Source organism: Pseudoalteromonas sp. Bsw20308 (assembly GCF_000310105.2).
In the GTDB taxonomy this organism is placed as follows: domain Bacteria; phylum Pseudomonadota; class Gammaproteobacteria; order Enterobacterales; family Alteromonadaceae; genus Pseudoalteromonas; species Pseudoalteromonas fuliginea.
In genome coordinates, this window is the sequence record NZ_CP013138.1 from 2088807 (window position 1) to 2101211 (window position 12405).

A 12405-nucleotide genomic window follows, 5' to 3' on the forward strand; every position below is an offset into this window, starting at 1 on the left:
CATTGCTCCTTATAAAACGTCGCTTGCAGACTCAGCCAAAATACGGCGCGCTATAATCACACGCATAATTTCGTTAGTGCCCTCTAAAATTTGATGAACGCGTACATCACGTACATGGCGCTCAAGCGGGTATTCTTTTATGTAACCGTAACCACCATGAATTTGCAGTGCGTCGTTACACACAGTAAAGCCAACATCGGTAGCAAAACGTTTAGCCATGGCGCAGTAAGTGGTTTTTTCAACGTCGTTATTATCAAGTTTAAATGCAGCAAGCCTAACCATTTGGCGCGCAGCTACAAGCTCGGTGTTCATATCGGCAATTTTAAATTGCAATGCTTGAAACGAAGCCAATGGCTTACCAAATTGTGTACGCTCTTTTAAATATTCACGGGCTGTATTAAGCGCCGCTTGAGCTGTACCAATTGAACATGTGGCAATGTTAATTCGACCGCCATCAAGGCCTTGCATCGCAAATTTAAAGCCTTCGCCCTCTGCGCCTAACAAGTTATGTGCAGGAATGCGTACATCTTCAAAGCTAATTAGGCGTGTAGGTTGTGCGTTCCAACCCATTTTTTCCTCAGCTTTGCCGTATTGCACGCCTTTTGCGTCGGCAGGCACTACAAATGCCGAAATACCCGCAGCGCCTTCGCCGCCTGTACGTGCCATTACCACTAATACTTCGGTTTCGCCCGCGCCCGATATAAACATTTTTGAGCCATTAATAACGTACTCATCACCTTCAAGCACGGCTTTGGTTTTAAGTGATGCGGCGTCTGAGCCCGAGCCTGGCTCTGTTAAACAGTAAGAGGCAAGTAACTCGCCCATTACTAATTGCTCTACGTATTTGTCTTTAACGGCATCGGTACCAAAACTTGCTACCATCCAGGTAGCCATATTATGAATGGTTAACATAGCCGTTGTTGCGGTACAGCCCATAGCAAGTTGTTCAAAAATAATGCTCGAATCTAAACGAGATAAACCAAGGCCGCCTGCTTCCTCTGGCGTGTATAAACCACAAAAACCAAGCTCGCCCGCAGCTTTAATCGTGTCTTTAGGAAAAATATGTTCGCGATCCCATTTTGCGGCATGGGGCGCAAGTTCTGACTCGGCAAATTGGCGTGCTGTTTGAGCAAAGGCTTGTTGATCTTCTGATAAGTTAAAGTCCATGGTAGACCTCTTTAATTGTGTTAGTTGTGTTGTTAGTGTTTCCCGTCACAGGGATAGTTTGTGACGAGCGGCGAAGGCTTATGTGTGTGTTGTGTGTGAAGTAGCCTTCGCGCCCATCTTTTTTATTAATTATTCTTTTATTTACTAATTTTTTAATTACGATTATTTTAAGTTAATACTCATGTTTGGACCCGACGCAATGTCGTCTTCAAACCAACGTGATGTAATCGTTTTAGTTTCTGTATAAAAACGAATACCTTGTTTACCGTACGTGTGAGTATCGCCATAAAATGAGCCTTTCCAACCAGTGAACGAAAAGAACGGAAGTGGCACCGGAATTGGCACATTAATACCTACTTGGCCTACTTCAATTTCGTGTTGGAATTTACGAGCCACTGCGCCGCTTGAGGTAAATAACGAGGTGCCGTTACCGTAAGGGCTGTCGTTAATAAGTGCGATTGCCTCATCAAGCGTGTCTACAAACATACACGCCAGTACTGGACCAAATATTTCTTCTTTGTATAAATCCATCTCTTTGGTTACATCGGTAAATAACGTTGGGCCAACCCAGTTACCTTGCTCATACCCTTCAACCGTAAAGTCAGAACCATCAATTAAACAGGTAGCGCCTTGCTCTTTACCACCAGCAATGAGTGATAAAATACGTGCTTTTGCTGCTTTTGATGTTTGTGGACCGTATGCCGCGTTTGCATCATCCCACACGCCTGGGCGTACATTTTCAAAGCCTGCTTTAATTTCATCTACCCACTGACTTGCTTGACCTACAAATACAGCAACCGAAATGCCCATACAACGCTGGCCAGCAGCACCGACCGATGCGCCTACTAGGTTGTTTACAACGTGCGATTTACTTGCATCAGGCATAATAACCATGTGGTTTTTAGCACCAACACACGCTTGCACACGTTTAAGATTTTGTGTGCCTTTAGAATAAATATAAGCACCTACACCACACGAGCCAACAAACGAAATAGCGCGCACTGCCTTATCTTCTAATAGGCGGTCTACTTGTGGTTTTGTACCGTGAACAACTTGTAATACGCCTTTTGGTGCACCGGCTTCAATAAATAGCTCAGCTAAGCGCATTGGTGTAAGTGGATCTTGCTCAGACGGTTTTAAAATAAAGGTGTTACCACACACAATAGCCAGCGGGAACATCCAAAGTGGGATCATTGCAGGGAAGTTAAACGGAGTAACGCCCGCACACACGCCAAGTGGCTGCATGTAAGAATACGTATCGATTTTACGCGCTACGTTCTCCATTGTTTCACCCATCATTAATGATGGTGCGTTAGCGGCTTGTTCTACTACTTCAATACCGCGCCAAACATCGCCTTTTGCATCTTCAAATGTTTTACCCAATTCGTGGCAAATAATGGTAGCAAGCTCATCGTGGTGTTCTTTTAATAGCGCAGCGTACTTCATCATAATGCGAGCACGTTCAGTAATAGGTACGTCTTTCCATGTTTTAAACGTCTCAGAAGCTGAGGCAATTGCCGCGTCCATTTCTGATTCTGTGGTACATGGCACTTGTGCAAGTACTTCTTGAGTTGCTGGGTTTATAACATCGATAAGCTCTTTTGATGCTGATTGAATAAATTCGCCATTAATAAGTAGTGGTACTTGGTGCATGATTAAATCCTAGTGTGTGAGTTGTGTGTTCTCTTTTAAAATTGGTAGCGCTGCTTTGTTAGTATTATTAGTGCAGCGCTTTTATAGTTATTCGTGTAAGTATTCGTCTAGCTATTGATGTAACTGTAATTAGTAAGCTTCTACGGCCATAGCAACCGCTTCACCGCCACCAATACATAAAGACGCAATGCCTTTTTTAAGGCCTCGGTTTTTAAGGGCATGAATTAGCGTTACTAAAATACGCGCGCCGCTTGCACCAATTGGGTGGCCAAGTGCACATGCACCGCCGTTAACGTTTACTTTGCTTTCATCAAGTTTTAACTCGTTTATAGCCAGCATGGTTACCATGGCAAATGCTTCGTTAATTTCCCAAAGGTCAACATCGTTTACAGCCCAACCTGCTTTTTCAAGCACGCTGTTCATAGCCCCTACTGGCGCTACTGTAAATTCACTTGGTTTTTGAGAATGCGTGCTGTGCGCCACAATTTTACAAAGCGGTGTTAAGCCCTGCTCTTTTGCTTTTGATTCGCTCATTAATATAAGCGCTGCGCCACCGTCTGAAATTGACGATGAATTAGCGGCTGTAATGGTGCCGTCTTTTTTAAAGGCTGCACGTAAGGTAGGAATTTTTTCTGGGCGAGCGTTACCTGGTTGCTCATCAATCGATACTGTTACATCGCCTTTGCGTGTTTGCATTGTATGGGGTGCAACTTCGTTATCAAAGCTACCATTTTGTATCGCGGCTTTAGCTTTACTTAATGAGCCTAATGCAAACGCATCCATTTGCTCGCGGCCAATGCCGTATTCATCGGCGGTGTCTTGTGCAAAACAACCCATTGCTTTGTTATCGTAAGCATCTTCAAGGCCGTCGCTCATCATGTGATCTTTTATTTCGCCATGCCCCATGCGCATTCCGCCACGCGCTTTTGGTATAAAGTACGGTGCGTTTGTCATGCTCTCCATGCCACCAGCAATAGCAGATTGAATAGAGCCGGCTTTAATTAAATCGTTTGCAAGCATGGCCGCTTTTAAACCAGAGCCACATACTTTGTTAATTGTTGTAGCGCCAGTGCTAAGTGCAAGGCCTGCTTTTAACATTGCTTGGCGTGCAGGTGCTTGTCCAAGGCCTGCTGGTAATACGCAGCCCATAATTACTTCATCTATAGCGTTATTAGCTAAACCAGTTTGTGCAAGTGCGCTGGCAATGGCGGTAGCGCCAAGCTCGGTAGACTGTGCATCACTTAACGCTCCCATAAAACCACCCATTGGGGTGCGTTTTGCTGCTACAATTACCACTGATTCTAAAGTCATAACTAACTCCATTTTATTTATATGCAAATAGTTGTTAGTATATTTGCTCTATTAATTTAGTATTCATTTATTATTTAATACCCTTACACAATACTAACGTTTACGCCAACGTCAACTAAAAACAGCTTAATTTTTAGTTTTATAAGTGTAAGGATTATTTTCCATCGGTTAGACTACACTCATAAAATAAAAATAACCCATTGAATATTAGCAATATAAATCATTACCTCGCTTAAACATCCCTTTATAAATAGTTTCAAATCACACCAAGCTTTACCTTTACGTAAACTTCACTTATATTGGAGTTATTCGAATGAGGTAAATACAATTATGAAACCAGATAATCAAACAAACTTTGCAAGCTCAGCCAAAATACCGACCAGTAATGAACAAACATTTAGCATTAGCGAACTCGCTAAAGAATTTGACATTACAACCCGCTCTATTCGCTTTTACGAAGACCAAGGGTTAATAACTCCAGAACGTAATGGTCAAACCCGTATTTATTCAAAACGCGATAAAGTGCGTTTAAAACTAATATTACGTGGTAAGCGCCTTGGCTTTACATTGGCCGAAACCGGTCGTTTGTTTGAACTGTACGACGCAGATAAATCAAGCGCTAAGCAGTTGGTTACTATGCTTGACCTTATTTCAGAAAAAAAAGCAGACCTATCTCAACAAATGGACGACATTAAAGTTGTTCTTATGGAGTTGGTGACGGCCGAGCGCCGCTGCAGAGACACGCTTAATAAAATAGACGAGTAAGTTTATTTTTAAAATAAAAACACACTGACAACACACACGTCACACAGGAATGAATCATGAGCACTATTTCACTATATAAAGAAATGAACTTTGGCCTTGGCGAAACCGCCGATATGATCCGCGACCACGTAAACAGTTTTGCGAGTCAGGAGATTGCCCCGCTTGCTGAAAAAACGGACTTAGATAACGCTTTTCCAAATCAACTTTGGACTCAAATGGGCGAAATGGGCGTACTAGGTATGACCGTATCTGAAGAACTTGGCGGCGCCGGTTTAGGTTACTTAGAACATGTTATTGCTATGGAAGAAATTAGCCGTGCCAGTGCCTCTATAGGGTTAAGCTATGGAGCACATTCAAACCTGTGCGTTAATCAAATTAACCGTAACGGGTCACAAGCTCAAAAAGAAAAATACTTACCAAAGCTTATTAGTGGCGAGCACATTGGTGCTCTTGCAATGAGCGAGCCTAATGCGGGCTCTGACGTTGTATCGATGAAACTCAAAGCCGAAAAAAAAGGCGATAAGTACATTTTAAACGGCAATAAAATGTGGATCACCAATGGCCCAGATGCACACACATTAGTTATTTACGCTAAAACAGATTTAAACGCCGGCGCTAAAGGCATTACCGCGTTTATTGTTGAGAGCAACTTTCCTGGTTTTTCAACAGCGCAAAAGCTCGACAAACTGGGCATGCGCGGCTCAAACACCTGTGAGCTAGTATTTGAAAACTGCGAAGTGCCAGAAGAGAATATTTTAGGTAACTTAAACGAAGGCGTTAAAGTACTTATGAGTGGCCTTGATTACGAGCGCGTAGTACTTGCAGCGGGCCCGCTTGGCATAATGCAAGCGTGTATGGACATAGTTGTACCGTACATTCATGAGCGTAAACAGTTTGATACTCCGATTGGTCAATTTCAGTTAATTCAGGGCAAAGTAGCCGACATGTATACACAAATGAATGCTGCCCGCTCATACGTATATACGGTTGCTAAAGCGTGTGACCGTGGTGAAACGACCCGTAAAGATGCCGCTGGTGCAATTTTATACGCAGCTGAGCTTGCAACTAAAATGGCACTTGATGCGATTCAAATTTTAGGTGGCAATGGCTACATAAACGAATACGCAACGGGCCGTCTTCTTCGTGACGCTAAGCTATACGAAATTGGTGCAGGTACATCAGAAATACGCCGCATGCTTATTGGCCGCGAACTTTTCACAGAAAGCCGTTAAGGATTAAACCATGACTATTTTAAAATCGAGCGTTAATCCTCACGATCCAACGTTTGTGCAAAACCATAAAAATATGTCAGCGCTGGTGGATGATTTACGCAGTAAAGTAGCAACAATTAGCCAAGGCGGAGGCGCTGCATTAAAAGAGCGCCACGAAGGCCGTGGTAAATTATTTGTTCGCGACCGTATAAGTACATTAATTGATGAAGGCTCACCGTTTTTAGAAATTTCACAATTTGCTGCCTTTGGTGTGTACGAACAAGCAATACCTTGTGCAGGCGTTGTAGCCGGTATTGGCCGTGTTAAAGGCGTTGAATGCATGATTATTGCAAACGATGCCACGGTTAAAGGCGGTACATATTTTCCGCTTACCGTTAAAAAGCATTTACGCGCACAAGACATCGCAGAGCGTTGCCACTTACCGTGTATTTATTTGGTGGATTCCGGCGGTGCTAACCTGCCTGAGCAAGATGATGTATTTCCAGATAAGTTGCATTTTGGTCGTATTTTTTACAATCAAGCCCGTATGTCGGGTAAAGGCATTCCACAAATTGCCGTGGTAATGGGATTATGTACCGCAGGTGGTGCGTACGTACCTGCTATGGCAGACGAAAGCATTATTGTAAAAGATCAAGGCACTATATTTTTAGCCGGTCCGCCGCTTGTAAAAGCAGCAACGGGCGAAGAAGTAACCGCCGAAGAGCTTGGCGGTGCCGATGTGCACTGTAAAGTGTCGGGTGTTGCCGATCACTACGCTGAAAACGACGCCCATGCGCTGTCTATTGCGCGCCAATGTATTGAGCGCATTAACTACACACGTCCGACCGCCCCTCTTCTAGAGGATGTAAAGCCACCGCGATACGATATAAACGAGCTTTACGGCATTGTAGGCACCGACCTTAAAAAGCCGTTTGATGTACGCGAAGTAATAGCGCGCACAGTAGACGACTCCTCATTTGATGAATTTAAACGCTACTTTGGTGAAACGCTCGTCACCGGTTTTGCCAGCATTTATGGCAACCCCGTTGGCATAGTGGCTAATAACGGTATTTTATTTAGTGAGTCGGCGCAAAAAGGCGCGCACTTTATTCAGCTGTGTGCTCAGCGCAATATTCCTTTAGTGTTTTTACAAAATATTACCGGCTTTATGGTGGGTAAAAAATACGAAGCCGAAGGTATTGCTAAGCACGGCGCTAAAATGGTGATGGCGGTTTCGTGTGCTGATGTGCCTAAATTTACAGTACTTATTGGCGGCTCTTATGGCGCAGGTAACTACGGAATGTGTGGCCGTGCATTTGAACCAACCATGATGTGGATGTGGCCTAATGCCCGTATTTCTGTAATGGGCGGCGAGCAAGCAGCGGGTGTAATGGCGCAAGTTAAACAAGATGGTTTAGCACGTAAAGGCCAAAGCATGAGCGAGCAAGAAATCAGTGATTTTAAAAAGCCAATTATTGATCAGTACGAAGAGCAAGGTCATCCGTATTACGCAAGCGCACGCTTGTGGGATGACGGCATTATAGACCCTGCCGATACGCGTAATGTATTAGGGCTGGCGTTATCGGCTGCGAACAACGCACCAAAACGTGATTCGAAATTTGGCGTATTTAGAATGTAACCGGAGCGCAAAATGTCAGTAACACTACAAATAACAAAATCTAATGTGGCTGTACTTGTGTTAAGCCGCCCAGAAAAAAGAAACGCATTTAACAGTGAAGTAATACACGAACTTATTCAGTGTATTGAACATGCAAATACGCTTGATATTCGTGCTTTGGTCTTAAAAACAGAAGGTAAGCATTTTTCAGCTGGTGCCGATTTAGCTTGGATGAAATCAATGGCTGATAACAACTACGCCGATAACCTAGCTGATTCAATGCAATTAGCTAAATTAATGCAGGTATTAGCAAGATCCCTTCATCCTACAATTTGCGCTGTGCAAGGCGCTGCTTTTGGTGGTGCTCTGGGTTTAATAGCCTGTTGCGACATAGCCCTTAGTAAAGACGATGCACAATTTTGTTTAAGCGAAGTAAAGCTGGGTCTTATTCCGGCTGTTATTAGCCCGTATGTAATTAAAGCGATTGGTGAGCGCGCTGCTCGCAGGTACTTTTTAACGGCTGAAGTGTTTGATGCACATACTGCTAAGCAACTTGGCTTAATTCATCAAGTAACCGGTAATTTAGACTGTGCGGTCGATAATATACTGCAAACACTGATTGATAACGGACCTGTTGCAGTAAAAGCCGCAAAAGCATTAATTAACGATGTAGCAAATAAACCAATAACCGATGAACTCATTGAGCTTACCGCAGAGCGTATTGCAAAAATTCGCGTATCTGAAGAAGGTCAAGAAGGGCTAAGTGCTTTTTTTGATAAACGCCCACCCGCTTGGCAACTGTAGGATTGATTATGAACACACAACGATTACAAAAAATACTGATTGCCAATCGTGGAGAAATTGCGTGCCGAGTAATGCGCACTGCAAAACAAATGGGCTTAACCACGGTCGCGGTTTATTCTGATGTAGACAAACATGCCCAGCATGTAAAAATGGCTGACGAGGCTTACCATATTGGTGCTGCGCCAAGTAAAGATTCGTATTTAGTAGCAGACAAAATTTTACAAGTTGCCAAAGACTGCGGCGCTGATTGTATTCACCCAGGCTATGGTTTTTTATCTGAGAACAGCGAATTTGCTAAAGCCTGCGAAGCTAATAACATTGCTTTTGTAGGACCACCAGCAAGTAGCATTGAAGCAATGGGGTCTAAAACCCGCGCTAAAGAAATAATGGCAGCTGCTAATGTGCCATTAGTACCAGGTTATTATGGTGATAAACAAGACCCTGCTTTTTTACAAAGTGAAGCTGAAAAAATTGGCTACCCTGTACTCATCAAAGCGGCCTTTGGCGGCGGCGGTAAAGGCATGCGTGTGGTTGAAAAAGCACAAGACTTTATGAGCGCATTACAAGGTGCGCAACGTGAAGCCATTGCCGGTTTTGGTAACGATTTAGTATTACTTGAGCGCTACGTTAACCAGCCTCGCCATGTTGAAGTGCAAGTATTTGCAGATAACCATGGCAACTGTGTTTATTTAGGTGATCGTGATTGTTCTTTGCAACGTCGTCACCAAAAAGTAATTGAAGAAGCCCCTGCTCCGGGTTTATCTGACGAACTACGCAAAGAAATGGGCGAAGCAGCTGTACGTTGTGCACTAGCTATAAATTATAGAGGCGCAGGTACGGTTGAATTTTTACTGTGTGGCGATGAATTTTTCTTTATGGAAATGAATACGCGCCTACAAGTAGAACACCCTGTGACCGAAATGGTAACGGGCGTAGATTTAGTCAATTGGCAAATTAATATTGCGGGTGGGCAAACATTGCCACTGACACAAAGCGATATTCAATTGCAGGGTCATAGCTTTGAAGCGCGTATATACGCAGAAGATCCAGCTAACGACTTTATCCCGTGCTCGGGCACTATTGAAGCACTACACACACCGCTTAACAGCGAATTTGTACGCATTGATACAGGCATTGCACAAGGCGACGAAATCAGCCCGTTTTACGATCCGATGATTGCAAAACTTATTGTGCACGATGACAATCGCGAACAAGCACTGAGCCGTTTACAACACGCTCTTGAGCAATTTCATTTAGCGGGTTTTAGCACTAACATTGGCTTTTTACATAATTTAGCAAGCCACCCTAAGTTTAAACAAGGTGCGCCAAGTACACACTTTATTGCTGAGCAAGGTGATTCGTTAGTTGCGGTTGACAAATCGTTATTACAAGCAAGTCAGCTTATTGGTGCTTTTGCGTATTTAGAATCGTTAACTAATACCAAAAATGCGCAAAGCAGTGCAAGCCCGTGGCAACAGCTGAATGGTTTTACACTCAATGCACCACAAGTAATTAAAGTCCCTTTTGCCGATTTACAGCTAAGCGCTATAAAAACCACAGCGGGCTATAATATTACGCATAACGAGGATGTATTTAGTTTACAAGGCACATTAAATAATAATCTTTGCAGTGTATTTATTAACGGTGAAAAACATAGCGCGCACGTAACTACTGTAGGTAATAATACTGTTGGCAATATTGTCACTGTTATGAATAAAGCACTGCAAACTAAGCTTGAACTAGTTGATAAACATTATATTAGTTCGCATGAAAGCGAAGCACTGCCACTTGCCGCCCCACTCAATGGCACGGTAGTTAAGCACTTAATTGACATTGGTAGCACAATTACCAAAGGCGATGCGGTTGTAATTATTGAAGCCATGAAAATGGAATACACGCTTAACGCACCACACGACGGCATTTTAAAAAGCTACTGTTTTGGTGAAGGCGAATTAGTAACGCACGGAGCCTTACTTGCTATTGTCGAAGATACAACAGAGGAAGGTGCATAATGAGTGCCTTTGCAAATAAAGTACGTATTGTTGAAGTAGGTGCGCGAGACGGCCTACAAAACGAAAAAACAGTAAGCACAGCCGATAAAGTAGCGCTTATTAACGCCCTAAGTGCTGCAGGTTTGAAAGATATTGAAGCTGGCGCGTTTGTATCCCCAAAATGGGTGCCACAAATGGCAGACTCAGCGGATGTAATATCAGCCCTTAATTTACCCGATGTAAATTTAAGCGCCCTTACACCTAACTTAAAAGGTGCACAAGCAGCGCATGCTGTTGGCATTAAAGAGTTTGCTATATTTACCGCTGCGAGTGAGTCGTTTTGTCAAAAAAACATAAACTGCTCAATTGAGCAAAGTATTGAACGTTTTAGCGAAGTAATGGCGTTTGCTAAAGCTAATAATATTCGTGTACGTGGTTATGTAAGCTGTGTGCTGGGTTGCCCTTATGAGGGTGAAATTAACCCGCAAGCAGTACTGAATGTATCGCAAAAGCTGTTAGATTTAGGATGTTACGAAGTAAGCCTTGGCGATACCATAGGTGTTGGCACCGCTAAAAAAGTAACGCAGTTAATAGAGTTACTTTTAACGCACATTGATAAAACCAAGTTGGCCGTGCATTTTCATGATACATACGGCCAAGCGCTCACAAATATTTACGCAGCTTTAAGCCTAGGTATTGCAACGGTTGACGCGGCAGTTGCGGGCCTTGGTGGCTGTCCTTATGCTAAGGGTGCGTCAGGAAATGTTGCCACCGAAGATGTAGTTTACTTACTACAAGGGCTTGGCATTGAGCATGGAATTGATTTACAAAGGTTAAGTGACGCTGGCTGGGAAATAACCAAAGCACTTGGTAAGCAACCTGTGAGCAAAGTATCTGTGGCACTACACACTAAATAACCTGAGCTCTGGATAATAAATCTATCTCGAGCAGCTATTTTCAGCACTAACTGCGTTGAATTTACTTGCAATAGGCCAGCTATTGACGCGTAAATTCGCCTTGTTTTCACTGAAAATCTCTGGCTAAAGAAAATAAATTTAAATATCACCCTAATTCAATATGTTAGTAAATCTCTTAACCAGAGTTCAGGTTAAATGGCTATCTTATAAAATGATGATTAAAGATAATTAACAACAAATAGCACACAATGAGGAGAGACTCATGGCCGGTTTTGATAAGGTAGTTTCTAGTTACGAAGCTGCAATGGAAGGATTAAAAGACGGCGATACCATTATTGCCGGTGGTTTTGGTTTATGTGGTATTCCTGAGGGCTTAATTAAACAAATTAAGCAGATGCAAACAAAAAACTTAACTGTAGTATCTAATAACTGTGGTGTTGATGACTTTGGATTAGGTATTTTATTACAAGACAAACAAATTAAAAAAGTAGTTGCCTCGTACGTTGGCGAAAACGCCCTATTCGAGCAGCAGTTATTAAGTGGCGAAATTGATGTAGAGCTTACGCCTCAAGGCACACTTGCTGAAAAAATGCGAGCTGGTGGCGCGGGTATACCTGCGTTTTACACCGCCACCGGTTACGGTACTCCTGTGGCTGAGGGTAAAGATGTAAAAGAGTTTAATGGTCGCCCGTATATTTTAGAAGAATCTATAACGGGTGAATTTGCTATTGTTAAAGCGTGGAAAGCCGACCGCTTTGGTAATTTAGTGTTTAGACACACTGCCATGAACTTTAATCCAATGGCTGCAACAGCAGGCAAAATTACCGTTGCCGAAGTAGAAGAAATTGTAGAACCGGGTGAGCTTGAGCCAAGCCAAATTCATACCCCAGGTATTTTTGTAAATCGCGTTATTAAAGGCAGCTTTGAAAAACGCATTGAACGTGTAACAACACGAGATTAAGCAGGAG

Annotated in this window: 10 protein-coding genes; 7 read left to right on the top strand and 3 right to left on the bottom strand. The window is 43.0% G+C overall.

Annotated features, from left to right (window positions below; translation table 11 throughout):
- Positions 1-9 precede the first annotated feature (9 nt).
- The 3 genes from D172_RS09010 to D172_RS09020 all read right to left on the bottom strand — a co-directional run bounded on the left by D172_RS09010 (position 10) and on the right by D172_RS09020 (position 4131).
- Entirely contained in the window at positions 10-1167 is a 1158-nt protein-coding gene (locus tag D172_RS09010) for an acyl-CoA dehydrogenase family protein (RefSeq protein WP_007376567.1), read from the bottom strand.
- Between the two features lie 162 nt (positions 1168-1329).
- Positions 1330-2820, bottom strand: a complete 1491-nt coding sequence (locus D172_RS09015; RefSeq protein ID WP_007376568.1) for a CoA-acylating methylmalonate-semialdehyde dehydrogenase — start codon at positions 2818-2820, stop codon at positions 1330-1332.
- A 129-nt stretch (positions 2821-2949) separates the two neighbouring features.
- Positions 2950-4131: a thiolase family protein gene (locus tag D172_RS09020; RefSeq protein ID WP_007376569.1), complete on the bottom strand. Its 1182-nt coding sequence runs from the start codon at positions 4129-4131 to the stop codon at positions 2950-2952.
- A gap of 330 nt (positions 4132-4461) precedes the next feature.
- On the opposite strand from D172_RS09020, the gene D172_RS09025 reads away from it, so the two are divergent.
- The 7 genes from D172_RS09025 (at position 4462) to D172_RS09055 (ending at position 12398) form a co-directional block, all read left to right on the top strand.
- A complete protein-coding gene (locus tag D172_RS09025) occupies positions 4462-4896 on the top strand; it encodes a MerR family transcriptional regulator (protein WP_007376570.1) in 435 nt (144 codons plus the stop codon).
- A 56-nt stretch (positions 4897-4952) separates the two neighbouring features.
- Entirely contained in the window at positions 4953-6128 is a 1176-nt protein-coding gene (locus D172_RS09030; RefSeq protein ID WP_007376571.1) for an isovaleryl-CoA dehydrogenase, read from the top strand.
- A 10-nt stretch (positions 6129-6138) separates the two neighbouring features.
- On the top strand, positions 6139-7746 hold the full coding sequence (locus tag D172_RS09035) for a carboxyl transferase domain-containing protein (protein WP_007376572.1): 1608 nt from the start codon (positions 6139-6141) through the stop codon (positions 7744-7746).
- 12 nt (positions 7747-7758) lie between these two features.
- Positions 7759-8529: an enoyl-CoA hydratase/isomerase family protein gene (locus tag D172_RS09040; RefSeq protein WP_007376573.1), complete on the top strand. Its 771-nt coding sequence runs from the start codon at positions 7759-7761 to the stop codon at positions 8527-8529.
- 8 nt (positions 8530-8537) lie between these two features.
- Positions 8538-10541, top strand: a complete 2004-nt coding sequence (locus tag D172_RS09045) for an acetyl/propionyl/methylcrotonyl-CoA carboxylase subunit alpha (RefSeq protein ID WP_007376574.1) — start codon at positions 8538-8540, stop codon at positions 10539-10541.
- A complete protein-coding gene (locus D172_RS09050; RefSeq protein WP_007376575.1) occupies positions 10541-11437 on the top strand; it encodes a hydroxymethylglutaryl-CoA lyase in 897 nt (298 codons plus the stop codon). The genes D172_RS09045 and D172_RS09050 overlap by 1 nt, the downstream gene beginning before the upstream one ends.
- A 262-nt stretch (positions 11438-11699) precedes the next feature.
- Positions 11700-12398 (top strand): CoA transferase subunit A, encoded by a 699-nt coding sequence (locus tag D172_RS09055; protein ID WP_007376576.1) that lies wholly within the window; start codon positions 11700-11702, stop codon positions 12396-12398.
- The last annotated feature ends 7 nt before the right edge of the window (positions 12399-12405 follow it).